This is a genomic window from Virgibacillus kekensis (genome assembly GCF_042654125.1).
Taxonomy (GTDB): domain Bacteria; phylum Bacillota; class Bacilli; order Bacillales; family Amphibacillaceae; genus Lentibacillus; species Lentibacillus kekensis.
The window spans coordinates 963,326-989,025 of record NZ_JBHSFU010000004.1; the positions used below are offsets into that span (position 1 = coordinate 963,326).

Here is a 25,700-nt window from a genome sequence, read left to right on the forward strand (position 1 = left end):
TAACCATGAACATTACAAAACACATTAAAGTGCTGCTTTTATTCGGATTAATAACCGGAATCCTGATGGCATGCTCACCACAAGCCGAAACGAATGAAAAGGAAGTTGCAGCCAAAGAGAAAGATGAAACCGTTATTGGAATTATCGGACCTATGAAAGAAGAAATTGAAATTCTCCATTCACATATGGAAGTAAAGAATTCCGAAGATATTGCTGGTATGACATTTTATAAGGGAAAATTAGAGGGCCAGAATATTGTCCTTGTACAATCTGGCATCGGTAAAGTAAATGCAGCAATGGCTGCGCAGCTATTAGTCAGTCACTTCGATGCGGACAAGCTCATCAACTCGGGGATATCTGGAGCAATCCATCCGGATGTAAAGCTTGGAGACATTGTGATTTCCACAGATACTGTACAGCATGACATGGATGAAACGGCAAAAGGCTTTGAACCTGGTATTATTCCGCGGCTTGAAATAGGCTATTTTAAAGCAGATAAAGAACTTATATCACTTGCAGAAAAAGCAGCTGAAACGCTACCTGAGAATGTAACTGTTTTTAAGGGCAGAATTGCTACAGGTGACCAATTTATCGCCGATGAGAAAAAGAAAGAATGGATTTACAACACATTTAATGGCTATGTAGTCGAAATGGAAGGTGCTGCAGTCGGACAGGTGGCACACTTAAACGACGTGCCTTATATCGTAATCCGCTCTGCTTCCGACGATGCTGGTGAAGAAGCAGTAGTCAAATGGGAAGACTTTAAACAGACGGCAGTGGAAAATTCCTCATCTATAATAGAGGGTATGTTAAAAAATATGGAGTAACAATAAAGAAGTCACTTCCCATGGAGAAGTGACTTTTTAATTTATTGGATAGTCCTTTCGGCATTTAGATAGCCGGATCCATAAATATTAGGGTCACGGTCATCCCAGAGCTCTGCTCCCTTTTTCAGTAATTCTTTTATTTCCTGCGGTTGCAATTCAGGGTTACTCTGAATTACTAACGCTACAACACCAGCACAGATTGGGGTTGCCATAGAAGTCCCAGATAGCATAAAATAATCGCTATCCACACGATTTGCCTTCTGTATTTTGTCCAAATACGAACCAGGAGACCTCAAGGAAATAATATTCACTCCAGGGGCCAAGATATCTGGCTTTATTTCTCCATAAGCTGTTGGACCTCTGCTGGAAAAACTAGCTACTTCATCGTCATTCTGGAGTTCTAGTGTGTCACTGTCATCGAGGGCACCTACTGTAATGACCTGATCACTGTGCCCGGGGCTAGCAATTGTCCTGCTTTCTGGTCCTTCATTCCCGGCAGCAACGCATACCGTGATGCCTGATGCCCAGGCGGCTTCGACGGTTTGAACCATGGGATCGGCATTCTCATCTGCATAAGGCTGGGCAGTGCTTCCCAAAGACAAGCTAATAACATCAATCTTATTAGACGGGTAATCCTCGTTATACTGGATGCACCATTCAACACCCTGCATGACGGTTTCAAGCGATCCGGACCCGACTTTATCAAGAACCTTAATTCCGAATATATTTGCTTCCGGAGCAGGCCCCACATACTTGAACGAAGAAGCTGTACCGTCCCCGGCTGCATCACCTGCACAATGGGTACCATGGCCATTATCATCGTATGGCTCGGCTCGATTATTAATGAAATCCACAAATCCAGCAATTCTGCCGGCAAGATCCCGGTGCGGGTGGACTCCTGTATCAATCACCGCTATATTTACCCCTTTTCCTGTAAGTTCCAGACCCTCTCTTACTACGTTCTTTGCATTCACGGATGGGACCGCAACATCGAGAAGTGCCTTAACTTCTCTATTTAAAAATATCTTTCTGACATGTTTACAGTCTGAAAGAATTGATTCCAGAGCGGCGGGTGTGATGTCTGCACTGCAGCAGGCTACCCGTGGAAAGTAATCCTTTGCCTTGCATCGCGTATGCTTTTTCAGCATACCATTTATTTCATGGCATCCTGTTTCGTAATGGTCCTTCTCAAATTCAATGATCACGGACAGCTTTCTTGTTCGTTTGATTGTCCCTTCAATAACCTTGTGAAAAATACACGGCGTCCATTTAAATGGTTTGTAAAGGTTTAAAATTTCCTCCCGTGCAGGCCGGTCGACTCTCGCAGCATTTGCCCGAACCACCTGAACCAATGAATATCCAAACAAAATTCCCCCTCCTTTCCCCGCTTGTAAGACAGGTTATGAAGGGATTGGAAAAGCAGGCACGGTGGCAGTCCAGGTGTTAGAAAAACAAGCTATCGCACAGTGGAGCATCGTCTACAGAGATTAAATAAATTAACATGGAGTCCTGTACTTAAAAAGAGACAAAATAAAACAGACAGTCTCAAATCGAAACTGTCTGCTATAAATTAGCCTTTTAATAGAAATTCATTGCCATCTTCATCGTAGAAGTGGGTGAAAGTCCCCCAGGGCATCTCCTGTGGTGCGTCCTTGAATTCCACTCCATTTGTTTTCATGTGTTCGTAAGTTTCCATTACATTGTCGCATTCAAATACGATGGACGCCCTCATGTTTTCTGACCCTCGCATCATTTCCTTTGGATAAATTACCAGTCTGCTTTTTGCATCTTTTGGTCCAACCTCAAGCCAGAATGCATCCGGGCCCATCTGATGCTCCGCATACACATCAAACTCCGCTTTCTCCGTCCAGAATTTTTTTGCCCGCTGTTGATCATTCACGTATATTGCTACAGTTGCTATGTTTGTGATCATGCGCTTCCTCCTCTGAATCAAGATTTTTTATTCCGCGTTTTTTGCGTAATTACCTTCAATTGCTCATTAAGCTGCTCAGCTGAAACCATTGCTTTTTTATCCTGCTTTATCTCTCCAGGCTTGTTTGCTTTCCCTAACACATATCCTCCAAAAGGCAGGTTAACAAAATCACAGATGTATTTAAATTGCTGAACCAGCGGGAGACCTTTTAGGTAAGGGTCGTCCCCACCAGCTGTTATCAGAAATGCCTGTTTTTGAGCCATACGTTCCTTGAAATCAGCAAACTCCGGATCACGCATCGTATGAGACCAGCGATCAACGAAGTTTTTCATTGTTCCCGACATTCCATACCAGTATATGGGCGTGGAAAAAATAATAATATCCGACTCCACCATTTTTGAGAAAAGGGCTTTATGGTCGTCTTTCACATCTTTAAACCCCTCTGGAGCATGCCGCCCATCCTCAATTGGCTGAATGGCATAGTTACGAAGAATAATTCGTTCTACATCAAGTCCTTGAATGGCCTGTTCCGTCAGTAATTCCGTATTACTGTCTGCCCGGGTACTACCGTAAATAACTGCAATGCTCATTAAACATTCTCCCCCTGTTTTTAAAATTGGTTTATGTATATCTTAATTGTTATCACTATTCATCATTTTGTTCAATAATGAAAACTTTTAAAAAAGAGACCGGGACAAAAGTCTATAGGTCATATAAAAACCGAACTATCAGGTAGTTCGGTTTTTATGTTTCGTATAAGATATAAACTGCGAAACAACTCGTAGCTTCGCTCCAGAAATACATTCCGCTTTCCGCGGGCAACGCTTCAACTTCCTCGGAAGAAGACCACTTCCTGCGGGATTTTCAGCTGTTGCTTTTCCCGCTGGAGTCTCCATGTATTTCCGTCGCTGGATTGAGGTCGATTATTATTTAATTTAGATTGTTCTTTAAATCCTATTAACAAACGCCTATTAGCGGAGGCAGAATACGAAGACTCCAGTGGGAACAGCACGAGGCGAAGACCCCGCAAGAAGCGTTTTTTGCTTCTGAGGAGGCTGAGGCCGTGCCCACGGCAAAGGAGACACTGCGAAATCATGAGCAGATGTCGTACTTGCACCCGGAGCGGTGAAAGCGAAGTGTTCTGCCGGAGCGGAGCTTCGATGATATGTCGAATTTTATATCAACTCTGAAATGAGATCCACTTACAGAAGGGTAATATTCTAAGATTCCTTTACTAATTCGTTCCGTCTGTGAAAGCAAAGTTTTAGTATTGAACCTTCCCTTACTCTTCCTTCGTTTTGTTTTTCGGTGAAAACCAACCTAACAGTGCAATCGCCACAAGTACGCCATAGAATATAATTGTCCATCCTGTACTGTGCGGGAAGTCATGGGGCAGAACACCAATGTCGTCGTGCGCAAGGGTGATTACCGCAAGCTTTACACCAACCCACGCAACTATCGCATATGCAGTTGTTTCGAGAGCCGGACGTTTTTCAAGCAGCTTAACAAACCACGTTGCAGCATATTTGATCAGAATTAGCCCAGCGATACCCCCAATGACAACGACTGTGAACTTTGCTGCATCCATCCCGCCAAAATCGCCAAACGGGGAATCCGGAAGTCCAAGGGCCAGCGCAACAGCCGCAAGAATCGAGTCAATTGCAAACGCTAAATCCGCCAGTGCTATCTTTCCTACAGTCGGCCAGAAGCCTTTGCCCGCGGACTCTTCTTCAATATTTTCCTCTATTTTTTCATTCTTTTTACCAAACCGGGCCTCAATAACATGCTTCAGTCCCAGATAAAGAAGATAGGCTGCACCAATGGCTTGTACCTGCCAAACGTTCGCGATAAATGAAATGGCAAACAGTGCGATGAACCGGAAAACAAATGCCATGATAATACCGTAATTGATTGCCTTCTTCTTTTGATCCTCAGGTAAATGTTTAGCTATAACGGCCAGTACCAAGGCATTATCTGCTGATAATAAACCTTCCAATCCAATAAGAATTAATAATGTCCATCCATATTCCAGCCAGATTGACTCCAACTATACCTCTCCTTTCGGTACTATAATGTTTGCTGTATCTCATTCATAAAGGTCTCGCTAACAACAAGTGTTGCCAATCAAGCCGGAGGTAAACCTCGTGATGACGGCGTTAATTGTCCAGCTACTCCCCTTTACTGTTTTCTCCCTGCGTACAAATATTATGTAGAAAAGCGTTATAACACGATCATTGTTTGTCCATTATACAACATATTGTTTTTCAGTCCATTATCTTTACACGTAATACCTTTCCACAGCCAGATATAAACCTATCATGTAAAAAAATTGCCAAGTCAGATGGTTTTAAAAAAGGAGGTAAGGGAAAATACAACTAACTAATACACACGTTAAAATATAAACCAGAAGGGAGACGAAATATATGGACCGGCAAGATGAGAATGTAGAAATAGAGCGGAAGGAAAAACGATCAGATTCCAGTCAGGTGGCCACAACCCTCATAAAATACACAGCATATATCGTCATTCTGGTCATTATTTTGTGGTTCCTGATCAACTATATTCTGCCGATGTTTTAAATAGAGGGGCAATTTACTTGTCCTTCTTTATTGCTTTTGTGACCGGTCGCAAGGATAGTTTACACAAAAATGAGGACAGTGACTCTGTCCCCATGAATTACATTTACTCATCGTTAATTTCGCCGTCACCGATTTCATCTTCTTCCTCAACATCTTCGAGCTGCTCGCCTTCCTCTGGGGGTTCTTCATTTCCGCAAGCTGCCAGGGTAAACATTGAAGATGCGAGGAGAAGCATTGCCAAAAATTTTCGCATATTTAACCCTCCTTCCCCTTAGCTTATCCATCGCTAAAAGTTTTATGTAGGGACAGAGGGACAGGCACTGTGTCCCAGTCTATGCATTGGCACGCTTAAAACTGATAGTTGCTAATAATACCAAGACGACGGTGAAAACCACAATAAACAGGATTTCCTCAAAAATGGTAACCTGCCTTCCGAGCACAGTTAAATTCAGCCCCATTGCGTCCAAGACTACTGACGGTAAGCTTTCTACATCTATCATTATTTTTTTCATTACATCAACCCCATATGTGACCGGATTGATTTTAACGATAAAATCCATCCACGCAGGCATATTGTTAACCGGAAACAAGGCTCCTGATAGGAAAACAAGCGGCATGACGAGTATCTGCACCGTCAACTGGAATCCCTGCGTTGAACTGATCAGACTTGCAAATAAAAGCCCAAGGCCAGATAATGCGCATCCTAACAGGAACATAAACGGTATCACCTGAAGGAGCGCAAAAATATCATATGAGAGCCCCAGTAACGGAATCAGCAGAAAAAGCAGTACTCCCTGAATCGTAGCAACCGTTGCTGCTCCAAGCATCTTCCCTACCGCGATGCTAACCCTTGAAATCGGTGAAACAAGGATTTCTTTCATATAGCCGAAATCCTTATCCTCGATAACCGACATCGCCGAAAATATCGATGTCATCAACAAGGTCATCGCAACGATTCCCGGAAACACAAACTCCACATAATTGAAGTTCTCTGCTCCCTCCGGCATGGACCCGGTCATCATCGCATCCATCGTTCCGCTTAATCCTCCGCCAAATATAAGCAAAAATAATATCGGCATGGTAAAAGAGCCGAACAGTCTAGCACGATCCCTGAAAAATTTAGTCAGGTCCCGTTGCCAAATCGCAATTACTCCTTCCATACAACACCCCTCCTAGTCCTTTGCTTCGCCTATTTTTCTACCTGTATACGCCAGGAATACATCGTTCAACGTTGGTTTGCGGATATTCAGGCGGGTAATCGGAATTTCCAGTGTTTTAATGAACGAGGAAATAAACGCATCACTGCTCGCTACCTTCAGGTGAATTGTATCTCCTTCTACTGAAACTTCCGCTCCATCAACCTTTTCATTGATTTCCGCCAGCGCTTTTTCATTATCTTCTGTTGATAACTCTATCAGGTCACCACCAAGCTGATCTTTAAGGGCTGCCGGCGAATCGATGGCAATAATCTCGCCCTTGTCCATAATCGCTACACGGTCACTTATTTCCGCTTCATCCAGGTAGTGAGTTGTGAGGAACATCGTTATTCCCTCTTTTTTCTTTAATTTCAATATGTATTCCCAAAGATGCGCGCGCGTTTGCGGATCGAGCCCCACTGTGGGTTCGTCGAGAAATAGAACCTTAGGATAGTGGAGCAGGCCACGAGCAATTTCCAGCCGGCGTGTCATCCCACCAGAATACGTCTCAACCCTCTTCTTCTGTTCATCAACCAAATCAACAATCTCGAGGACCTCCTGAATGCGCCCCTCCCGTTTCTCCTTAGGTACGTTATAAAACCGACAATGCAGCATCAGATTCTCATGGGCTGTCAGTTTTTTATCCAGTGTATTCTCCTGAAAAATAATGCCGATACTCCCTCTTACTGCGTCTTTATGTTTTTTTACATCATATCCATTTATTACAATGCTTCCAGAGGTTGGTTTCAGCATCGTACAAATCATATTTATCGTCGTACTCTTTCCGGCCCCATTTGGTCCCAGAAACCCGAAGATTTCTCCTTCTTCCACTTCAAAATTGATTTGCTTAACTGCCTCTGTCTTCTTATATGTCTTCGTTAAATCCTTAACTGAGATAATTGAACCCAACATACAAACCTCCTTTACACGACTTCATAATCAATGGAAATCGTAATCTTTTATTATCATAACATTTTTCTGAAACTCTGTTTTTTTGAAAACTTGCCATATAGCACTTGTTCGCATTTTTCCTAATTTAGGTACAAAGTTTTTTACGATAACATATTGCTTTCCACTTCGGTGGGGATTATGATAGTCAATGGCAAAGGAGTACCGCCCTTAAAATAGTTTGAAACTTTTGAAGATGCTATCATCCTTCCATGATTTCACACTACTAAAAAAACTACACTTTCACATCCTATTGTGTTTACTAATAAATTTAGGAGGATATACGTTGAGGAAAAGATATATCTTATTTTCAGGCTTCACACTCTTTTCATTATTCTTCGGTGCAGGAAATTTAATCTTTCCACCATCCATTGGCATGGAATCCGGTAATTTCTTTATTCCTGCGATAGCTGGATTTATACTGACATCAGTTTTCCTGCCTTTTTTAGCTATAATTTCTGGTGCCTTATCCAATGATGGGCTTTTATCAATGGCACAACGCGTTAACCCGGTTTTTGGATTAATTTTTGCCAGTGTCGTGTACTTGTCGATTGGCCCGTTTTATGCCATCCCACGCGCGGCAAGTGTTGCATATGAATTAGGTTATTCGCAAGTGCTTAATGTCGAAGGTCAACTGCCTTTACTTATTTTCTCAGTTATTTTCTTTGGGATAACCTACCTGCTAAGTGTCAATCCGACGAAGATTATCGACTATGTGGGTCAGTTTCTTACACCGGCGCTACTCATCGTGCTTGCGATACTGGTGGTAAAGGCTTTCCTGACATATACGTATGCAGATGCTTTGCCCGCTGAAAAATTCCAATCCAGTCCTTTTCTAACTGGTTTTTTTGAAGGATACTTTACCATGGATGCAATTGCCGCCCTTGCATTTGGCATCGTAATCATCAATGGTTTAAAAAGTAAGGGCGCGACGAACAAAAAAGAACTAATGCGTGGAACCATCCTTACTGGACTTATAGCAGCCATCGGTTTAGCCGCCGTTTATATATCACTCAGCTGGATTGGCAGGGTAATGCCGCATGAAGATCCTATTGCAAACGGAGCTGAAATTTTAGTACTAGCCTCTCAGCAATTGTTTGGGTTTGGGGGAAGCGTATTATTTGGAATCATTGTCACCCTTGCATGTTTAACCACTTGTGTAGGACTGATTAATGCTTGCGGCACCTTCTTCCATGAGGTTTTTCCTAAGATTTCGTATAAAGGATATGCTCTCTTGTTTATCGTTATCGGTATGCTTATTACAAATCTTGGACTAAATCAAATCTTATCAGTGGCTGCACCATTGCTGACATTTATTTACCCAATCGCAATAGTGCTTATCGTCCTAACCTTATTCCAGCACTTCTTTGGTGGAAGCAAAAAAATGTATATTTACGCGATTGCCGTAGCGACAGTATTTGCCTTTTACAGTGCGCTTAGTTCGTTTAATATCCAGATTGACCAACTAAACTCTATTCTATCCGTCCTTCCCCTTTATGAGAATGGACTAGCATGGACTCTGCCGGCGCTTTTGGCCGCAGCAATTGGTTATACAATGGATCGAAAAGAAACGGTAAACCAGTAAAAAATGGGAAGGTTCCTAATTAGGAACTTTCCCATTTTCTTATCTTGGTATAAAGCTTCTACAGGTTTTATAACTGGTTTCCTCTGCTTTTCCTTCTTCTCTTCAATTTGTCTGGATCCATCCTTCTCCAACTGAAATGTCACCTCAGGATATTTCTTTGTAAATGTTTAATTTCCATTCAAATCGAACACCTTTATACGTCTAACGCCATTTTCAAATAATCCATGAGCAGTTTTGACTGATTTTCCACCTGCACAACATCCCCCGGCAGAATTGCGTCATCGAGCGCAAGCCCATCAATGAACGTAATGATCGAACGTGCAATCAGTTCACTGTCATAGCGGTCACTGAACTCTCGAGCCTTCTGTCCGGCCTTAATGACATCCGCATAAATACGGAGACCTATTTTGTAACGCCTCTCACCGTATGCTCGTCTTCGCTCATCATTTCGTCCTGTGATAAAGAATTCCAGCTTACTAGAGGCAAGCGGGTCCATTTTTGCGTCCGGCGTTCCATTTTCTCCATATATCAACTGCATTAGAAGTTCCCAGTGGGATTCGGTATTCGTAAGCAAGCTCTCCGTGTTCGCTGCCTCATCGTTCAGGCCTTCTTCCAAAATTGCTTCGAACAAGTCTTCTTTATTGGAAAAATATTGATAGAGACCTCCCCGGCTGACACCAGCTGCTTCCATAACGTGTTTCATCGTTGTATGCTCGTAACCACGTTCCATAAAAACATTGGAAGCGGCCGCAAGAATATCAGTCCGTCGTTGCTGCAGATGTTGCTCGCTCACCCGTGGAGCCATCATCATTCCCCCGTTCTACTTTCTGTCTTGTAAAGAATCCTATTAATGATACGAGAATCAGCAATCCAGCCGTAATTGTAAAGGCAGGAATGACACCGATAACGATTGCCATCCAGCCGCCAAGCAGTGGCCCGATAATCGTTGCCGTTGTCATGACGCTGTTAATGACTCCAAACACACGACCAGTCATGTTAACAGGCGTTTCAACCTGGACTGTCGCCTGGAACGGTACGAAAATCAGGCTGGCTGAGAATCCGCCGATGAATCCAAGTGCCGGTCCCCAAATAATTGAATAGCTAACATCATAATTAGTTAAAATTCCCATCATACCAAAGCTCAGACCAATTCCACAAACGCCGAGCAGCATAAGCGGATAGGCGCGATAGTCAGTTTTTTTAGCAAGCAAGAAGCCAGCGAAGAACATGCCAAGCCCTGATCCTGTAACAAGATACCCGAACAAATCAGGAGAGGCACTAGTCAATTCCCGCAATAATACAATCAGTTGCGAGTCGGACATCTGAAGAATTAAGAGACTAATACCCATCATCAGTAAGCCGATAACCATAAAACGGCTTGACTTGATAAACGAAAGTCCTTGAACGAATTCTTTCTTAAACGACTGCTGTTTTTCCTCTGTTTCTTCCGCGGATTCGATTTTAATTTCATTGGGTAAAAAAAGCAGCAGAACGGCAGAGACCACAAACGTTGCTGAGTCAATTAAAAACACCTGCTGAGCGCTAAATACCGTTACCAGTACCCCGCTGATAAGTGGTCCAAGAACCTTCGTCGATGAATCAATCATCGAGGTGATGGACATTGCCCCTTTCATATCCTCTTCCGGTACAACTTCTTTCAGCTTGCCGTTCTTTGCCGGTATAAACACCGCTGAGAATAAACCGATTGTAAAGAGTGTGATGTACACCATCCAAAGTTCACTTGCAATCGTTAAAATAAGAATCAGACCTGCCCTTACAACATCCGAAATAATCATGATTGCCTTCCTGCTGAACCGATCAGCAACGATTCCGGCCACCGGTCCTAGCAAAGCCATCGGAACTGCAAGACAAAGGATTATTAAGGAAACTTCCATTGGGGAAGCATTCCACTTCAATCCAACAAGCGTAATGATTGCCACAATACTTAACCAGTCACCGATACTTGATATAGCCTGTGCACTCATCAACGTCATGTACCCTTTGTTCTTCGCTAACTTTTTCATGCCAGTCTCCTCGTTTCAAAAGCGACACTTATGTTGTTATAATTTTTTATTTTATTATACCGACACCAATGTCGTTTTACAACGGGTTTTATCAAAAAAATTGTTTAGAAAGTAAAAGCCCCCGCTTTTCAGCAGAGGAAAGAGTACCTTATCGTTCCGTTTTATACAACACATGGCGGTATAGTTTGCTTTCTGGATCGACGTTCGGGTGATTGAATTCTCTCTCAAACTGCAGACCTATTTTCTTCATTACATTTTGCGAGGGGGCATTTATTTTTGCAGTAAAACTGTAGATTTTGTTGAAGCCAAGTTCCGCGAATCCATATTCCAGGCATGCGCGTGCCCCTTCTGTCGCGAAACCCTTCCCCCACGCTTCCTTTTTCAGACGAAACCCGATTTCCACACAGGGATTAAAGTCAGCTTCGAATGTCGCTCGATGAAAGCCGATAAACCCTATGAATTCATTTGTATCATTTGTTACTACAGCATAGAGACCGTACCCGTGGTCATGAATCTCTTGTTGAATAACTTCATAAAATTTGTTGGTCTCTTGGGAAGTCAGTGTGTTAGGGAAATACCGCATGACTTCCGGATCGTTATTCATGTGGCGGAACGGAGCAAGGTCTTCTGATTTCCAATCACGTAAAGTTAGACGAGGTGTATTTATGTAGATCATGGTAATAGGTCTCCAATCTTATTCTTTTTGAAACAAATCTACTAGTAACGCGTATATTTAATATACAAATTAACAGAAAAGGAGAGATACAGCGTGAAATCTATCCAAGTAACTCTTGGCATTTTATCGTTACTCCTATTGAGTATATCATTACTAGTTAATTACAATAATGGCGTTATTATATCTTTAATCGGATTGTTCATTTCACTTATACTTAGACAAGTTCGACTGCAAAAATATGCGTATATATTAGGGCACCCCGACCGACATGCAGGTAAGTATGGAAGTGATAATTCAAGTGACCTGTTAACACAAGCCGAAACCTATGAGGAAGACATCAAGAAGAAGAAAGGGAATTAATAGGATTTCAAAAATGATAAAAAGCCCTTAATCCTCACCCTTACAAGGTTATTAAAGGTAAACTATTTAACAATACCAGATTCGATTCCTCCATTAAGAATAACGAATACAATAAAAAATGGCGACCTATATTCCAGGCCACCACTTTTGTATAAATCTCTTTTATAAATTAACTACTGTGCACCGCTTCTTTTTCGATTTCAGTCAGACCAAGTGTCTCAGATGTCTTATCCTTAATCTCCTGAAGAAGTTCAGGATTCTCAGCAAGTGACAGGCCATAAGAAGGAATCATTTCTTTAATCTTAGGTTCCCATTCTTTCACTTGTTCCGGGTAACATCTTTTGAGCACATCAAGCATGACGTGAACTGCTGTAGATGCACCTGGAGATGCACCTAGCAATGCCGCTATGGAGCCATCTTTTGCACTCACAACTTCGGTACCGAATTGAAGTGTACCTTTTCCACCTTCTTCAGTATCTTTAATAACCTGCACACGCTGTCCAGCTACAACAAGATCCCAATCATCGCTCTTGGCATCAGGTATAAAGTCACGGAGAGCTTCCATACGCTGTTCTTTTGATAAAAGAACTTGCTGAATCAGATACTTGGTCAACGGCATTTGTTTAGCGCCTGCTCCGAGCATAGTCAAAACATTATGCGGCTTGACGGAAGTAATCAGATCCATCAGTGAGCCGTTCTTCAAAAACTTTGGCGAGAAGCCAGCAAACGGTCCAAAAAGCAAAGACTTGTTTCCATCAATATAACGGGTATCCAAATGCGGCACCGACATCGGTGGGGCACCAACCGGAGCTTTCCCATAAACTTTAGCCTCGTGCTGTGAAATTATATCCTCATTCTTGCATACTAAAAATTGTCCGCTTACCGGGAAGCCACCAATCGCTTCACCTTCAGGGATTCCGGATTTCTGCAACAGATGAATGCTTCCTCCACCCCCGCCGATAAAGACGAATTTAGCAGTATGATATTCCAGTTTACCGTTTTCAATATCATGCACTTTAACTTCCCATTTTCCATCTTCTGTACGTTTAAGGTCTTCCACGCTGTGTCGGTAGTTGACCTCGACATTCTCCCGCTCAAGATGATTCATCAGCGTGCGTGTCAGCGCTCCAAAGTTAACATCGGTACCCGTATCAATCCTGGTTGCCGCCACCGGTTCGTCAAATGAACGGTTTTTCATGATCAGTGGAAGCCATTCTTTCAGTGTCTCAGGATCATCGGAGAATTCCATTTCCTTGAAAAGAGGATTGTTGGACATCGCATCAAAACGCTTCTTAAGGAAGTTGACATTATCCTCACCACGCACCATACTCATATGCGGCAATGGACGGATGAAGTCCTCCGGGTTTTCAATCAGTCCGTTGTTAACCAAATGAGACCAAAATTGTCTGGAAACATGGAACTGTTGATTTACTTTTATAGCCTTCCGCATATCGATGGAACCGTCAGGCTTTTCATTCGTGTAGTTCAACTCACAAAGTGCGGCATGTCCTGTACCGGCATTATTCCAAACATTGGAGCTTTCTTCCCCTGCTTTATCAAGCTTTTCAAATACAGTAATTTCAAAGTCAGGTGCCAATTCTTTTAATAGCGACCCCAGCGTCGCGCTCATAACTCCGGCACCAATTAAAATAACATCTGTTGACTTAGGCAAGTTGCTCATATTTACCATCCTTAAAATGTAAAAATTTATAAAAGTGTGCAGACATAGTCAAACACATTACAATATAATCCTCCTTATAGTGTATCATAATTCTTTACAAGTGAGTGGAATAATTCGATTATATACGACATCGTTATGTACTATATCTAGGATTAAATCAATGCGAAGAGGCTTGCTGCAAGGGTTTTCGCCCTGTAAAACCAACCAATCAGGTATGTTATAATTGCTGTATTATATTTGTATATAAAAGGAACTCATTTTTACTGGATTAATTTAATCTTGGCAAGGTAATATATGATGCCATTATCGGGATGGTTTTAGCGGGATATAGCTTAATAACCGGGACTTCCGAGACCTTACCATATATGATGTTTTTATTGAGTACCATGTTACTGGTTATGGGTATTACGGAAATCAAAAAGGGACAAAATCGAATGGGGTTTATGATGATTGCGGTTGCTTAATTCGTGTTTTACGTTCCCTTAATATGAACATAACGGAGGAAATACGATGCGTTTATGGCATGAACAACTACTTGCAAAATTACCCCGTCAGCAATTGCTCGGTCAGCACAGGGAGTGTTGTGCCTTGAGAGGAAATGGGTGGGGGAAAAATCATCGTACGGTTAATTACGTTTTCAACTACTCCCCATATAAATTGTACCAGTATCACATGAAGGTCATAGAAGAAATGAAACGACGTGGCTACAAAAATGACAGCCTGTGGGAAGGTCCATTTTACCGTGGAAAGGCCTGCCCACCTTTTAAGAGTGAGCAGCTGATTAAAAAAAGCAGTACCGATGAAAATCCGATCTATCCGGAACACAATCAGGAGTATCTGCAGGAATGCATACAAAACCTTGCAGAAAAAGGCATCAGCTTATAGATTAAGTGATCGCCATGCCAGAATAGTGTTCATCGTTTTTAATTATTATTTTCGCAAAATCTTCTCCATTGCTTTTCCCTTGGCTAATTCATCAATCATTTTATCCAAATAACGAATCTCCTGCATGGTTGGTTCCTCAATGTCTTCCACTCGGACACCGCAGACCACACCTTTGATTAAAGCCCGTGAAGGATTCAGTTGGGGAGCCTCCGCAAAGAAGGTCTCAAAGTCTGACTGTTTTTCCAATTGCGCTTCTAATTGCTCCTGACTATACCCTGTCAACCAGCGGATGATTTCATCGACTTCTGATTTCGTACGTCCTTTTTTCTCCGCCTTCGCAACATAATGTGGATAGACACTCGCGAAACTCATTGTATAAATCCGATGTTTAGTCATGATACACATCCTCGTTTAGTTTTTCCTTTATTTTATCACGAAACATAAAACGGACAACACCTGATGAGTAAGTGTTATCCCGGTCACTGAATATCAGAATTAACCGCTATACCAAATCTTCCAGGCCCGACTTAACCGAATCAGGGAGCGTCCGGTAAAACAATCCTTTATATTTAATATCAAGCAGACCTGCAATGATTACTATGACAGATACGCACAATAGTTTATTAGACCGTTTCAATCGATTCACCTCCAGAAAAAATATTCATTAAATCCATTATAGAAGATATATAGCATAAAATTAAAATCCCAAACATCAGGAGTCAACAAAGACTCTGATGTTTGGGATCCTTATTATTCACTTAGATACGTAGCGATATATTCTTGTACCACTTCGTACACATATTCCTGATTTACAGCGGCTGTGTTCGGGTTATATTCCCCGCCATTTGTTTTATTATTAGACAGGATTCTAATTCCAAGGAATGGTACATCGTAAGCTTTGGCAATCTGTGCTGCTGAAGCAGTTTCCATCTCTTCTACGGAAGTGCCGAACTTCTCATGGAACCACTTAATTCTATCGACTTCATTATTCCAGACATCAGCAGAACCTATCGTTCCTTCAACAACCTTGCCTTTTGTGTGTTTATCCTTCACTGCATTTGCAGCTGCAAGTAAATCCTTATCTGCCTTGAAATACCGGATGTTCTCCGCATCTGGATCCTCTCCGGCACTTCCTTCAGACGCCATCAGATCCATTGGAATCCACTCTTTAGGGGCAATACCTTCCCCTTCACCTCGCTGGCCTGTTTTCAAGGAACCGATATTAACTGATTTTTTTCCCAACACAATATCAAATACATTAAGGGATGGATCATGTCCACCGGAAGTTCCCTGGTTGATGATCGCAACCGGGTTATATCGCTCAATAGCCACCACTGTCGCAGCTGCACTATTCTCCATTCCTTTGCCTGTTTGCGCAACAATCACTGGATAATCATCCACGGTACCTATATAGTAGTCAAACGTGCCGGACGTCTCTTTCTCCACATTCTCAAGCCTTTCAGCAAACTTTTCTGCTTCGATTGGCATTGGACCTTCAACCAATATAGGCCTTTTGGAATCTTCCTCCGCTGCTGCTTCTGACTTATCAGCAGAGCTGCATCCTGCCATTACCGCTAAAAATAATACTGTAATAAATGCTAGTGAAATGAACTTATAAAACTTTGATTTTGTGACGATCATTCTGTCTCCTCCTAGTTGTGTGATTCACCCGCTAATACGGCCATAAGAAAAAGGTCCAGAAGCTGTAGAATGATTTCTACCTTCTGGACCTGTACAAGTCAAAGTATGGATTGTTAAGCATCAGATTAATTGATGCAAAAAACCTCTAAACGGCAGGGACAAAAAAAGCCTCCACCGAGCACTTCAACTCGTAGTCCGGTTCTTTTCGGGAACCTGGTAGAAACGCTCAGACCATATTACCGAGCATATACGAGTGATTCATATAAATGATTACCTAGACAATATAGCAGATTTACAAGAGAGAATCAATTAAAAACTTAACAATAAATTTTTATTCATTATTATTGTTCGGATTTTACTGCTAATCGAGCGTCTAATCATAAAATTATGCAAATATGTTAAAGTGTATATAATGAAGCAGGCTGGCAGACTTTAAATCAATCCTGCAATACTTTAAGGCGAAGAAATTTTAATTAAAGGAGCGTGATTAAGTGCTAATTGGTCAAATAAAGGAAATTGTGCGGCATCCTGTTAAGTCGTTTCGTGGAGAGAATGTACAAAAAACAAAGATAATGGATTATGGCTTATATGGGGATCGTAGTCATGCTCTTATAGATGAATCGAATAATCGAAATTTTTTATCCATCACCCAGTTTCAGGAGATGGTTCGATATAAAGCAAGATTTGTAGGGGAAGAGCGAGTGGAGGAATATCCGAAAGTCGAAATAGTTACACCAGAAGGTAACGTTTTTGATTGGGACAATAAAGAATTAATGGCCGAAATAGAACAAAAATCAAACCGGAAAGTATCTACTATTACTTATCCCCCGGCCCATGTACCTATAGGGCCAATTGCAGAAGAAAACATACAGTTGGTGACAGATGCCTCCCTAAACAAAATTGAAGAATTATGGGGAGAAGCAAAAATTGATCATCGACGTTTTCGTCCAAATCTAATTATATCCTTGGAAGACAAAAATCCTTTCGAAGAGGAAAAGTGGTTTGGCAAACGATTAAAAATAGGTCCTGAAGTGGAAATTGAATTAATTAGGCATTGTAAAAGATGCATGATTATTACGGTCAACCCTGATAATGCGGAACGGTCTCCGGATCTGCATAAAACAGTGGCAAAAGAAAGAAAGAATAACTTTGGCGTTTATGCTTCTGTGATTAAAACCGGTGACATTCATGTGGAGGATGAAGTGCATCTTTTGGATTGAATTCTTTTCATTAGTTTAACTTCAGTCAACCTTTACCCCACTTGTGTCAGGGCTAGAGAGAGTCATCTTCTCTACAGTAAACTTATTCAGTCATAATAAAAATCCCCTTCAAGTTCGCAATGAATTGAAGAGGATTTTTAACATGGATTAGAAAAGAACTTTTTTAGTATTCGTCACTCGCACTAAAGAAAAGCCAATTTGTCAAGACAGATTTCTGTTTAACATTGGTACAACTTTGGTTGCTAGTAAGTCGATACTTCTCTCCACCTTTTGGAAGGGAACGCCACCAATATCAACTTGAGCCAAGAAACGTGTATGCCCATATAGTTCGTGTTGACGCAAAATCTTTTCAACAACTTCTTCTGGACTCCCCACAAACAACGCTGTTTGCGGGCTGGACATGTGTTCGAAATCTTCTCTAGATATTCTTGTTCCCATCCCACGCTGACGATTCACATAACGCCAATAGTTAGCGTAATAAGGATAAAACTCATCCTTTGCCGCTTCTGTCGTATTGGCAAGGTAGGCATGCCCAGTAACACCGACATTTAATTTATCCAATGAGTGTCCAGCATCCAAACCTGACGTGCGATAAATGTCCACGAGTGGCTTAAATCTCATGGGATCACCGCCCAATATAGCTAACGCCATACCAACTCCTAGTCTTCCCGCACGTGCAGCACTTTCTGGCGTGCCTCCAACCCCAATCCAAATTGGCAGCTGTTTTTGTACAGGGCGAGGGGAGATTTCCGCATTCTTTAACGAAGGACGAAACTTTCCGCTCCAAGAAACCGTCTCATTTTCATTCAGCTTTAATAATAAATCCATGTGTTCACTGAAAAGCTCATTATAATCGTCTGTGCTGTATCCAAATAGTGGAAAGGATTCAATGAAAGCTCCTCGACCAGCCAGGATTTCAGCACGTCCCCCAGATACTACATCTAATGTGGCAAAATCTTCATATAGTCGAACCGGATCAAGGGTGCTTAATACACTTGTGGTACTTGTTAATTTAATACGCTTCGTCGCCTGCGCAATGGCCGATAATACAACTGCTGGAGAGGAAACAGCATAATCCAGTCGATGATGTTCCCCAACCCCGAATATATCGAGCCCTGCTTCGTCTGCCAGTTTTGCTGCTTCAATGATTTCAGTCATTCTTTGCTTCGTACTTATCGTTTTTCCGGTAAAAGGGTCGGGACCTATATCTGCAAGTGTATATATTCCCACTTCGATTCCATTTTGTTTTATAGAAGACAATACGATTCCCCCCTCTTAAACAGCTAGCGCAACGCGATTACCTGACGGATCATACGTAATAAGCCTTCCGTCTTCTTCTGTTACTGCCACTCCAATTTTTTGCAGGTTATCAACCGTTTCTTTGATTGCATCTTCATCAGGCAGAATGAGTGTGAACGATTCCATTCCAACACTATTCTCTGGTGGTTGTGGAGCTCCAACTCCATTCCAGGTGTTCACCCCAATATGATGATGGTACTTCCCTGTTGAAAGGAATAATGCTTGTCGGCCGAAGCGATTAACCACATCGAACCCAAGTCCTTTTACATAAAATTCTTCCGTTTTCGTTAGTTCAGAAACATGTAAATGAATATGCCCCATGACCGTGTCCTTAGGCATGCCCTTCCACAGGTTACTTGGATTGATACTCGATAATAAATTTTCAAAATCCAGCGGGTCAACAGCCATGGCGACTTCTTCCCCACTCCATGTCCATTCAGACGGATCTCGGTCGATATAAATTTCAATTTCATTTCCATCAGGATCATGTAAATACAGAGCTTCACTGACAAGATGGTCAGATGACCCGAAACGGATTCCCTTTTCGGTTAAGTGAACTACTATATTAGCCAAGTCAGACCTTTTCGGCAATAAAATGGCAAAATGATATAATCCAGTTGTTCGTCCTTGTTTTGGAATAACATTTTCAGGTTGTTCCAATGATAAGAAACTTGTCTTTCCGTCAGTTGTGAGTTTTGCGCTATTTGGAGACTGTTCCAGAATATCGAATCCCAGTATTTCCTGATAAAATGTTAAAGACCTTTCCAGATTCTCGACCTTTATATTGACATGACCTACAAATTTCGTTGGTTTACTGTGAAACCCCATATTAATCCTCCTAGTTGTTTGCTGGGTTAAATAGCTTTTGTTCTAAGGATAATGCGGATTTGTTTGCGAATATAAAGTAAATGGATGCTGCTAATAATATCAATTCAAGTTCATATCCAGCCATTTGACCATTCCCCATAAAACCAGCTGGTAACTTAGCCGTAACGATAGCTCCTGCCATAATAAGCGCAAACAATACACCAATGATTTTAGTTCCAACACCTATAATTAAAGCAATCCCTCCGATTAACTCTATAGCAGCAACTGCATAGGCAAGAAACCCAGGAATCCCAAGACTGTCGAAATAACCTACTGTATTCGAGATCCCTCCTTGAAATTTTGAAAACCCATGGATGAAGAATGTAAGACCTAATATTACTCTTAAAATAACTTTCCCTATTTCTTGTTTATTCATTTTCTTACTCTCCTTTTCTCAGTTAGTTACTTTATGTAACCTAGTTTACAATCGTATTTAGGTTATGTCAAGAAACTAATTTTATTTTAATAATCTAGTAACTTTTTGTGGTATAATATATGCCAAGAGAGGTGATAGTCATTGACACAACCCGAAATCTGTCCAAAGTTTGAAAAAGCCCTTTCCTTGCTAAGCCAGAGATGGACGACTTTAGTTATTTATCAATTATTAATGGGTGCCCAACGTTTTAATGAAATTCAATCCTCTATAGGTATAAGCGGAAAAGTATTATCGGACCGCTTAAAGGAATTAGAACAACAGGACATCGTGAACCGTGAAGTGATACCCGAAACACCAGTCATCGTAAAATACTCCTTAACAGAAAAAGGACATTCCATGGAACCAATTTTAAAAACAATTGAGGACTGGTCGCAGGCTTGGATAAAAGTGCAATCTTAGTTGCCTGCAAAGTAAGAGGCCGAACAACTGGAATAATGTTAGCGTAAAGGACCCACTTCGGAAATATAGTCTATCGTGCACCTTAGTAATTATGAGGGCTGGATATGTCCCGCCTCCGTGCTTTAGACTTTTCCGTACAAATAAAACTCCCCTTCAAGTCCCTAATGACTTGAAGGGGAGTTTACTATTAAAGGTGTATTACTCTTTAGGCTGAAGATCTTCAATGGAATCAATATCCATATAGGCCGGCACGGCTAAACCAATCTTTGCACCTTCTACGTTTGGTCCTAAATCCACAAATTGCCCTTTATACTTTTCATAGAATGCACCATGAGTCGTTGGCATCCATGGAGAAAGGGAAGCATCAGCTTCACCTGAGGAAATAGCTCCAAAAAGAATAGCCGGGTCAACTGGTGTAAGCTTAACATCGTATCCTTGTTGTTCGAGTACAATTTTTGCTACATTCGCTGAAAAAAGTTCTGTATCCCAGGAAGTTGTAACAAGTTCTATCTCTTTACCATCTACAGGCTCCACACCTTTTGTCCACTTTTCAACTATGTCCTGATTGTTATCCACCCACTTCTTCGCTACTTTTTCGAATTCAAAATTCATTTTTTGAGCTTGGAGCAGAGCGGATTCCATGGTTGAGAGTTCCCAGTGAATTCGGTCTATAATCTTATATGCTTTTGGCATATCATCTTTTAAGCCTTTTCTTGCAATTGTAGTAATTTGCTCATCTTCGCCAAAGACACCTTTAGGATCCTCCAGATACTTCAGATCCCATTTGGCAAATTTATAGTGAGGCGACCATGCAGCAACTATTATCGGTTCTTCGTTATCAATCGCGTTCTCTAATGCTGTCAACATGGCAGCAGACGAAGCAGTTTCCTGTTCCCAGCCTGCAAGACTATCATATTCAGCTATCGCCTTTTCATTTGTCTCTGTTTGGCCGGCACCAGGTTCAATACCGGTAATTGTATATTCTAATTCTTCACTTACATTTGGCGCAGCTTCTGCCTGGTCACTGCCTCCTTCATCACCTTGACCGCAACCTGCTGCTACTAAAGATAAAGATAAACCAGTAATTAGTCCTAACCTTTTCCTTTTAATGTTTAACATGTTATATATGACTCCCCTTTAGCTGTATTATGTGATAATTTTCCCAGTTGTCTCAAAGGTTCCACACTCTTATTGCAAAAAAAAAATGCATTATTTCTAAAAAGACAACTGTTTTAAATTCTATATCTTTTTGACCGGATAACTCAAACCGTGAATCTATCGGTTTCCTCGCAAAGAGATGGCTAGGATAATCTCTCGAAGAATTTTCAAGGGGATAACGTAACCATTCTTACAATTACTCCTTTTAAGATACCCAACTGTTTTAAAGGATAATAGCTTTTTTCCGTTATTCCCCGATTTGATAATGAGTTTATTGAGGATAACGCTTTAAAAACGAACATTTGAAAATATGAGTAATATTATGTACGGATTTTGACCATTTCCAAGATAAACGTAGGATTAGAGAGATGAAAGGGCTGTTATAGAAAAATATCAAAAAAATTGCAGTTTGTATTAATGCTCCCTTCTTGATACATTAGATTAGTTGTACTTCCTGATAATTTCCTTGAGGTATGGATTTTATAAACTACAATAAGGAGCTGATCATATGGAAGAAAACCAATCTCAAGAACTTGCCCAGTCAAAGGGAAGTGGTGATGATTATTCACTGGAAAGAGTCCCTCGCGCGAAGCGTAATATGGGTTGGTTAAGCATAACGAATATTACATTCGGAATTGCGACAGCCATTTTTTATTTTCAAATGGGAAGTGTTATGGCGCTTCAATTCGGGGCAATCAACGCCATAATTTCTGCCGTTTATGCCATCATTGTGGCCGGAATATTAGGGACATTCATTGCATATTTGTCCGCTAAGTCCGGAATGAACGTAAACCTTTTATCAAGAGGTGGAGGTTTTGGCTATATCGGCGCGTCCCTGACCTCATTAATTTATGCCACGAATTTCATTATGTATTGTGCGCTGGAAGGTTTAATACTCGTTTCTGCAATCCATGAGTTTTTCCCCGTTATTCCAGAATGGGTACTGATTCTATTCTTTGGCTTAATCGTTATTCCATTGAACTGGTTTGGAATCAAACAATTGGACAAACTGCAGAAATGGTCTTTACCATTATTCTTTCTATTCCTGATTGCTGCCATTGTGATGGCCGCTATGAAAACATCCGGTTATGATGGCGCATTCTGGTCATACATGCCTGAAGGTGTTCAAGTTGGAGGCACTGCATTACTGTTATGTATTGGAATGCAACACGGAATTATGGGCTTAACCCCTCTTCTTGCTTCAGATTACGCCCGCTTTTTGAAACCAAAGGATACGAAAATTGGAATCTTTGCTATTGGATTCATCCCTCAAATATTCTGCTTTGGAGTAATGGGTGGACTAGGTATTTGGTTCGGTGTTCGCCTTGGAGAACCAAATCCAGGAGTATATATTGTACTGCTTCTTGGTATTTGGGGAGCTTTATTTACAATGCTGACCCAAATTAGAATAAACGTTACCAATATTTATAGTGGTTCTTTATCCTTATCTAGTTTCTTTGAAAATATATTTAAATTTAAACCGGGAAGACATTTCTGGGTGGTCGTCACTGGTGTATCAGCAATCATCCTGATGCTTCTTAATATTGTTGAACACTTGGAAGTTGTCATGACATTTCAGGGAGTATTCCTATTGACATGGGCAACAATCCTGGTGGTGGACGCTATTTTCGTCAAAAAAATCCTGAAGATCGGTCCTGGCTATTATGAAGCAGAACAGGACAATTTATATAAATGGAATCCGGTTGGTGTAGGAGCACTTATCATAGCAAGCGGCATCGGTACCATTGCGGCATTAGGATTCATGGGAACATTTCTGCAAAGCACTGCTGCATTCTTCGCCTCAATCCTTGCTGCTATCCTAACAATTGTACTGGCAGTTGCCACAAAAGGAAGATATTATATCAAAAAAGATAACGAGGAAATTGAGCGGGAAGACTATATTGCTTAGAGAACAGGGCTATTAAACACTCAGAAATTGCAGCAACGATTACCGGCTAAGCGCTCGCCGTCACTGGCGGAGAATAACAGCTTTAAACAAAAGAAACAAAAAGTCTATGAATTTAGTAAATTAAATTGACAAAGCCCTTAAACTGTATTATGATAATCAGCATCAATTAAAAAGCGACTAACTTTTCTTCTTATCTAGAGAGGTGGAGGGACTGGCCCTACGAAACCTCGGCAGCGGAACTGATCCGTAAAAAATGATCAGAAACTGTGCCAACTCCAGCATGTGCCACGTGCACGTGAAAGATGGGAAGAGACGGTATCTCATATTATGAGTACCCCTCTTCTTATTTTTTTACAGAAGAGGGGTACTTTTTGTGTATAGGAGGGACAACATGATTGAGTTCGAGAGTGTATCAAAGGTTTACCAGCATAATGGCAGTGACTTGAGAGCAGTGGACCAGGTGAATTTGACGGTACATAAAGGGGAGATTTTTGGTGTTATCGGCTTTAGCGGAGCCGGAAAAAGCACCTTGGTCCGATTAGTCAATTTACTGGAACGTCCGACCGAGGGGCGAGTGATTGTAAATGGTGAGGATTTGCTCCAGCTCTCTAAACCGGATTTACGAAAAGTGAGAAAGCGAATCGGCATGATTTTTCAGCACTTCAACTTGCTGGAGTCCAAAACGGTTTATCATAACGTTGCTTTTCCCCTTGCTTTGTCGGGCACTCCGAAAAAGGAGATCAATCAGCGAGTTACGGAAATTCTCGAATTTGTCGGACTGTCGGATAAGGCCAAGCAGTACCCGGAAGAGCTTTCAGGCGGGCAAAAGCAGCGGGTGGGCATCGCCAGAGCGCTGGCTACATCCCCGGATATCTTATTGTGTGATGAAGCGACCTCTGCTTTAGATCCCGAAACAACGAAATCCATCCTCAAGCTTTTGCGAAAAGTTCGTGATGAATACGGAATCACCATTTTGATGATTACACACGAGATGAACGTGGTCCGTGAGGTATGTGACCGGATAGCTGTGATGGAAAACGGCCGGATCATTGAAAAAGGATCGATTTTCGATTTATTTTCCAATCCACAGCACCAGACTACACAGAACTTTGTGCGAACCGTGATGGAAAATGATATCCCTGCTTCCATTTTAAATGGAATTGAAGCGAGAGGATCATTAAGGAATATCTACCGTGTGACCTTCGTGGATGAAAGTGCCGGGCATCCTGTCCTTTCGCAGGTTGCTAAGAAGTTCAATGTGGAAGTCAATGTACTGTTCGGGCAGATTACAGAGCTTCAGGGAATTCCGTTCGGCAATCTTATTATAGAGCTTCAGGGAGATGAAGCAGAGATTTTACGCGTGATTAACCATATCCAGCAAAAAGTATCGATTCAGGAGGTGACGACATATGCAGGTTAATTTGATGGAATTTTGGCCCAGGATTTGGGAAGCGACATATCAAACCTTAGTGATGGTAGGCATTTCCCTGGTCGCCGCTGCATTAATCGGATTACCGTTAGGAATTCTCCTGGTGGTCACGCGAAAAGGCGGACTTCTGGAGAACATGCCAGTATTCAATGGTTTCAGCACCGTTGTGAACTTCTTTCGTTCTATTCCATTCATTATTTTGCTAGTTGCAATTTTACCTTTCACAAGGCTGATTGTGGGTACATCCATCGGAACCGCCGCGGCTGTAGTCCCACTCGTCATTTTCTCTGCTCCATATATATCAAGACTGGTGGAAAGCAGTTTACTGGAAGTTAAGCCAGGTGTTATTGAAGCAGCAGAGGCTATGGGGGCGACTCCCTGGCAGATTATCTGGCGTGTGTATATACCAGAGGGTTTGAGTTCGATTACCTTAAACTTAACTATCGCGACTATTGGACTTGTCGGAGCCTCGGCCATGGCTGGATTTGTCGGCGGAGGAGGACTTGGTGACCTCGCCATCGCTTACGGTTATCAGCGATTCGAGACCGATATTATGATTGTCACCGTTTTACTGCTTGTATTAATTGTTCAGCTCACACAGACCATTGGAAATTTCTTATCTAAAAAAGTACGCAGACAATAAGGAGG

28 protein-coding genes and 2 riboswitches are annotated in these 25,700 nt (G+C 41.7%); of the genes, 10 read left to right on the plus strand and 18 right to left on the minus strand.

Annotation, left to right across the window (positions count from 1 at the left end; translation table 11 throughout):
• Nucleotides 1-5 precede the first annotated feature (5 nt).
• A complete protein-coding gene (locus tag ACFO3D_RS08860; RefSeq protein ID WP_390294927.1) occupies nt 6-827 on the plus strand; it encodes a 5'-methylthioadenosine/adenosylhomocysteine nucleosidase in 822 nt (273 codons plus the stop codon).
• Between the two features lie 41 nt (nt 828-868).
• Here the strand turns inward: ACFO3D_RS08860 and ACFO3D_RS08865 are convergent, their stop codons facing one another.
• The 4 genes from ACFO3D_RS08865 to ACFO3D_RS08880 all read right to left on the minus strand — a co-directional run bounded on the left by ACFO3D_RS08865 (nt 869) and on the right by ACFO3D_RS08880 (nt 4,807).
• Entirely contained in the window at nt 869-2,194 is a 1,326-nt protein-coding gene (locus tag ACFO3D_RS08865; protein ID WP_390294929.1) for a S8 family peptidase, read from the minus strand.
• A gap of 203 nt (nt 2,195-2,397) precedes the next feature.
• Complete coding sequence (locus tag ACFO3D_RS08870) at nt 2,398-2,760, minus strand: VOC family protein (RefSeq protein WP_390294931.1); 363 nt, start codon at nt 2,758-2,760, stop codon at nt 2,398-2,400.
• Between the two features lie 17 nt (nt 2,761-2,777).
• Nucleotides 2,778-3,350 (minus strand): flavodoxin family protein, encoded by a 573-nt coding sequence (locus tag ACFO3D_RS08875; protein WP_390294933.1) that lies wholly within the window; start codon nt 3,348-3,350, stop codon nt 2,778-2,780.
• A gap of 692 nt (nt 3,351-4,042) precedes the next feature.
• Complete coding sequence (locus tag ACFO3D_RS08880; RefSeq protein WP_390294935.1) at nt 4,043-4,807, minus strand: TerC family protein; 765 nt, start codon at nt 4,805-4,807, stop codon at nt 4,043-4,045.
• 376 nt (nt 4,808-5,183) lie between these two features.
• Here ACFO3D_RS08880 and ACFO3D_RS08885 point away from each other — a divergent pair, with 376 nt between their 5' ends.
• On the plus strand, nt 5,184-5,339 hold the full coding sequence (locus ACFO3D_RS08885) for a hypothetical protein (RefSeq protein WP_390294937.1): 156 nt from the start codon (nt 5,184-5,186) through the stop codon (nt 5,337-5,339).
• A 103-nt stretch (nt 5,340-5,442) separates the two neighbouring features.
• On the opposite strand, the gene ACFO3D_RS08890 is transcribed toward ACFO3D_RS08885, so the two are convergent.
• The 3 genes from ACFO3D_RS08890 to ACFO3D_RS08900 all read right to left on the minus strand — a co-directional run bounded on the left by ACFO3D_RS08890 (nt 5,443) and on the right by ACFO3D_RS08900 (nt 7,444).
• Entirely contained in the window at nt 5,443-5,592 is a 150-nt protein-coding gene (locus ACFO3D_RS08890) for a lipoprotein (RefSeq protein WP_390294939.1), read from the minus strand.
• A 79-nt stretch (nt 5,593-5,671) separates the two neighbouring features.
• Nucleotides 5,672-6,499 carry an ABC transporter permease gene (locus tag ACFO3D_RS08895; protein ID WP_390294941.1) on the minus strand — a complete coding sequence of 276 codons (828 nt, stop codon included), beginning with the start codon at nt 6,497-6,499 and terminating at the stop codon, nt 5,672-5,674.
• A gap of 12 nt (nt 6,500-6,511) precedes the next feature.
• Nucleotides 6,512-7,444 carry an ATP-binding cassette domain-containing protein gene (locus tag ACFO3D_RS08900; protein ID WP_390295503.1) on the minus strand — a complete coding sequence of 311 codons (933 nt, stop codon included), beginning with the start codon at nt 7,442-7,444 and terminating at the stop codon, nt 6,512-6,514.
• 325 nt (nt 7,445-7,769) lie between these two features.
• Here ACFO3D_RS08900 and brnQ point away from each other — a divergent pair, with 325 nt between their 5' ends.
• Complete coding sequence (gene brnQ / locus ACFO3D_RS08905; protein WP_390294943.1) at nt 7,770-9,068, plus strand: branched-chain amino acid transport system II carrier protein; 1,299 nt, start codon at nt 7,770-7,772, stop codon at nt 9,066-9,068.
• Nucleotides 9,069-9,261: 193 nt separating this feature from the next.
• Here brnQ and ACFO3D_RS08910 read toward each other — a convergent pair whose 3' ends face one another.
• From ACFO3D_RS08910 to ACFO3D_RS08920, 3 genes are all read right to left on the minus strand, one after another.
• Nucleotides 9,262-9,873 carry a TetR/AcrR family transcriptional regulator gene (locus ACFO3D_RS08910; RefSeq protein WP_390294945.1) on the minus strand — a complete coding sequence of 204 codons (612 nt, stop codon included), beginning with the start codon at nt 9,871-9,873 and terminating at the stop codon, nt 9,262-9,264.
• A complete protein-coding gene (locus tag ACFO3D_RS08915) occupies nt 9,827-11,092 on the minus strand; it encodes an MFS transporter (protein WP_390294947.1) in 1,266 nt (421 codons plus the stop codon). The genes ACFO3D_RS08910 and ACFO3D_RS08915 overlap by 47 nt, the downstream gene beginning before the upstream one ends.
• A 148-nt stretch (nt 11,093-11,240) precedes the next feature.
• Nucleotides 11,241-11,768 carry a GNAT family N-acetyltransferase gene (locus tag ACFO3D_RS08920; protein ID WP_390294950.1) on the minus strand — a complete coding sequence of 176 codons (528 nt, stop codon included), beginning with the start codon at nt 11,766-11,768 and terminating at the stop codon, nt 11,241-11,243.
• 93 nt (nt 11,769-11,861) lie between these two features.
• On the opposite strand from ACFO3D_RS08920, the gene ACFO3D_RS08925 reads away from it, so the two are divergent.
• Nucleotides 11,862-12,128: a hypothetical protein gene (locus ACFO3D_RS08925; RefSeq protein ID WP_390294952.1), complete on the plus strand. Its 267-nt coding sequence runs from the start codon at nt 11,862-11,864 to the stop codon at nt 12,126-12,128.
• Between the two features lie 169 nt (nt 12,129-12,297).
• Here the strand turns inward: ACFO3D_RS08925 and ACFO3D_RS08930 are convergent, their stop codons facing one another.
• Nucleotides 12,298-13,809 (minus strand): malate:quinone oxidoreductase, encoded by a 1,512-nt coding sequence (locus ACFO3D_RS08930; protein ID WP_390294954.1) that lies wholly within the window; start codon nt 13,807-13,809, stop codon nt 12,298-12,300.
• A gap of 510 nt (nt 13,810-14,319) precedes the next feature.
• On the opposite strand from ACFO3D_RS08930, the gene ACFO3D_RS08935 reads away from it, so the two are divergent.
• Nucleotides 14,320-14,694, plus strand: a complete 375-nt coding sequence (locus ACFO3D_RS08935; protein ID WP_390294956.1) for a TIGR02328 family protein — start codon at nt 14,320-14,322, stop codon at nt 14,692-14,694.
• Between the two features lie 45 nt (nt 14,695-14,739).
• Here the strand turns inward: ACFO3D_RS08935 and ACFO3D_RS08940 are convergent, their stop codons facing one another.
• The 3 genes from ACFO3D_RS08940 to ACFO3D_RS08950 form a co-directional block, all read right to left on the minus strand.
• Nucleotides 14,740-15,090 carry a DUF2200 domain-containing protein gene (locus ACFO3D_RS08940; protein WP_390294958.1) on the minus strand — a complete coding sequence of 117 codons (351 nt, stop codon included), beginning with the start codon at nt 15,088-15,090 and terminating at the stop codon, nt 14,740-14,742.
• A gap of 106 nt (nt 15,091-15,196) precedes the next feature.
• Nucleotides 15,197-15,331 (minus strand): hypothetical protein, encoded by a 135-nt coding sequence (locus ACFO3D_RS08945; RefSeq protein ID WP_390294960.1) that lies wholly within the window; start codon nt 15,329-15,331, stop codon nt 15,197-15,199.
• Nucleotides 15,332-15,444: 113 nt separating this feature from the next.
• Nucleotides 15,445-16,263, minus strand: coding sequence for a 5'-methylthioadenosine/S-adenosylhomocysteine nucleosidase (locus tag ACFO3D_RS08950; protein ID WP_390295505.1), 819 nt, complete (start codon nt 16,261-16,263; stop codon nt 15,445-15,447).
• 243 nt (nt 16,264-16,506) lie between these two features.
• A riboswitch (purine riboswitch) is annotated at nt 16,507-16,608 on the minus strand.
• Nucleotides 16,609-16,826: 218 nt separating this feature from the next.
• On the opposite strand from ACFO3D_RS08950, the gene ACFO3D_RS08955 reads away from it, so the two are divergent.
• The gene (locus ACFO3D_RS08955; protein WP_390294962.1) at nt 16,827-17,555 is read left to right on the plus strand and encodes an MOSC domain-containing protein; all 729 of its coding nucleotides are present in this window, start codon (nt 16,827-16,829) and stop codon (nt 17,553-17,555) included.
• Nucleotides 17,556-17,756: 201 nt separating this feature from the next.
• Here ACFO3D_RS08955 and ACFO3D_RS08960 read toward each other — a convergent pair whose 3' ends face one another.
• From ACFO3D_RS08960 to ACFO3D_RS08970, 3 genes are read right to left on the minus strand one after another with little or no spacing between them, the layout of a single operon-like run.
• A complete protein-coding gene (locus tag ACFO3D_RS08960) occupies nt 17,757-18,815 on the minus strand; it encodes an LLM class flavin-dependent oxidoreductase (RefSeq protein WP_390294964.1) in 1,059 nt (352 codons plus the stop codon).
• 15 nt (nt 18,816-18,830) lie between these two features.
• Nucleotides 18,831-19,682 carry a VOC family protein gene (locus ACFO3D_RS08965; RefSeq protein WP_390294966.1) on the minus strand — a complete coding sequence of 284 codons (852 nt, stop codon included), beginning with the start codon at nt 19,680-19,682 and terminating at the stop codon, nt 18,831-18,833.
• 10 nt (nt 19,683-19,692) lie between these two features.
• On the minus strand, nt 19,693-20,097 hold the full coding sequence (locus ACFO3D_RS08970; RefSeq protein ID WP_390294968.1) for a DoxX family protein: 405 nt from the start codon (nt 20,095-20,097) through the stop codon (nt 19,693-19,695).
• Between the two features lie 141 nt (nt 20,098-20,238).
• Here ACFO3D_RS08970 and ACFO3D_RS08975 point away from each other — a divergent pair, with 141 nt between their 5' ends.
• Nucleotides 20,239-20,556 carry a winged helix-turn-helix transcriptional regulator gene (locus tag ACFO3D_RS08975; protein WP_390294970.1) on the plus strand — a complete coding sequence of 106 codons (318 nt, stop codon included), beginning with the start codon at nt 20,239-20,241 and terminating at the stop codon, nt 20,554-20,556.
• Nucleotides 20,557-20,754: 198 nt separating this feature from the next.
• On the opposite strand, the gene ACFO3D_RS08980 is transcribed toward ACFO3D_RS08975, so the two are convergent.
• Nucleotides 20,755-21,675 (minus strand): glycine betaine ABC transporter substrate-binding protein, encoded by a 921-nt coding sequence (locus tag ACFO3D_RS08980; protein ID WP_390294972.1) that lies wholly within the window; start codon nt 21,673-21,675, stop codon nt 20,755-20,757.
• Nucleotides 21,676-22,222: 547 nt separating this feature from the next.
• Between ACFO3D_RS08980 and ACFO3D_RS08985 the strand changes: the two genes are divergently transcribed.
• The 3 genes from ACFO3D_RS08985 (at nt 22,223) to ACFO3D_RS08995 (ending at nt 25,695) form a co-directional block, all read left to right on the plus strand.
• Entirely contained in the window at nt 22,223-23,623 is a 1,401-nt protein-coding gene (locus ACFO3D_RS08985) for a purine-cytosine permease family protein (protein ID WP_390294974.1), read from the plus strand.
• A gap of 187 nt (nt 23,624-23,810) precedes the next feature.
• A riboswitch (SAM riboswitch) is annotated at nt 23,811-23,932 on the plus strand.
• An 82-nt stretch (nt 23,933-24,014) separates the two neighbouring features.
• Nucleotides 24,015-25,043, plus strand: a complete 1,029-nt coding sequence (locus ACFO3D_RS08990) for a methionine ABC transporter ATP-binding protein (RefSeq protein WP_390294976.1) — start codon at nt 24,015-24,017, stop codon at nt 25,041-25,043.
• A complete protein-coding gene (locus ACFO3D_RS08995) occupies nt 25,033-25,695 on the plus strand; it encodes a methionine ABC transporter permease (protein ID WP_390294978.1) in 663 nt (220 codons plus the stop codon). The genes ACFO3D_RS08990 and ACFO3D_RS08995 overlap by 11 nt, the downstream gene beginning before the upstream one ends.
• Nucleotides 25,696-25,700 lie beyond the last annotated feature (5 nt).

Bases quoted from the DNA above. Each gene is read 5' to 3' on its own strand.
- ACFO3D_RS08965 (WP_390294966.1), bottom strand. From the start codon at position 19,682: ATGGGGTTTCACAGTAAACCAACGAAATTTGTAGGTCATGTCAATATA.
- ACFO3D_RS08875 (WP_390294933.1), bottom strand. From the start codon at position 3,350: ATGAGCATTGCAGTTATTTACGGTAGTACCCGGGCAGACAGTAATACG.
- ACFO3D_RS08890 (WP_390294939.1), bottom strand. From the start codon at position 5,592: ATGCGAAAATTTTTGGCAATGCTTCTCCTCGCATCTTCAATGTTTACC.
- ACFO3D_RS08870 (WP_390294931.1), bottom strand. From the start codon at position 2,760: ATGATCACAAACATAGCAACTGTAGCAATATACGTGAATGATCAACAG.
- ACFO3D_RS08995 (WP_390294978.1), top strand. From the start codon at position 25,033: ATGCAGGTTAATTTGATGGAATTTTGGCCCAGGATTTGGGAAGCGACA.
- ACFO3D_RS08980 (WP_390294972.1), bottom strand. From the start codon at position 21,675: ATGTTAAACATTAAAAGGAAAAGGTTAGGACTAATTACTGGTTTATCT.
- ACFO3D_RS08895 (WP_390294941.1), bottom strand. From the start codon at position 6,499: ATGGAAGGAGTAATTGCGATTTGGCAACGGGACCTGACTAAATTTTTC.
- ACFO3D_RS08990 (WP_390294976.1), top strand. From the start codon at position 24,015: ATGATTGAGTTCGAGAGTGTATCAAAGGTTTACCAGCATAATGGCAGT.
- ACFO3D_RS08940 (WP_390294958.1), bottom strand. From the start codon at position 15,090: ATGACTAAACATCGGATTTATACAATGAGTTTCGCGAGTGTCTATCCA.
- ACFO3D_RS08935 (WP_390294956.1), top strand. From the start codon at position 14,320: ATGCGTTTATGGCATGAACAACTACTTGCAAAATTACCCCGTCAGCAA.
- ACFO3D_RS08920 (WP_390294950.1), bottom strand. From the start codon at position 11,768: ATGATCTACATAAATACACCTCGTCTAACTTTACGTGATTGGAAATCA.
- ACFO3D_RS08985 (WP_390294974.1), top strand. From the start codon at position 22,223: ATGGAAGAAAACCAATCTCAAGAACTTGCCCAGTCAAAGGGAAGTGGT.
- ACFO3D_RS08930 (WP_390294954.1), bottom strand. From the start codon at position 13,809: ATGAGCAACTTGCCTAAGTCAACAGATGTTATTTTAATTGGTGCCGGA.
- ACFO3D_RS08970 (WP_390294968.1), bottom strand. From the start codon at position 20,097: ATGAATAAACAAGAAATAGGGAAAGTTATTTTAAGAGTAATATTAGGT.
- ACFO3D_RS08910 (WP_390294945.1), bottom strand. From the start codon at position 9,873: ATGGCTCCACGGGTGAGCGAGCAACATCTGCAGCAACGACGGACTGAT.
- ACFO3D_RS08885 (WP_390294937.1), top strand. From the start codon at position 5,184: ATGGACCGGCAAGATGAGAATGTAGAAATAGAGCGGAAGGAAAAACGA.
- ACFO3D_RS08950 (WP_390295505.1), bottom strand. From the start codon at position 16,263: ATGGCAGGATGCAGCTCTGCTGATAAGTCAGAAGCAGCAGCGGAGGAA.
- ACFO3D_RS08915 (WP_390294947.1), bottom strand. From the start codon at position 11,092: ATGAAAAAGTTAGCGAAGAACAAAGGGTACATGACGTTGATGAGTGCA.
- ACFO3D_RS08860 (WP_390294927.1), top strand. From the start codon at position 6: ATGAACATTACAAAACACATTAAAGTGCTGCTTTTATTCGGATTAATA.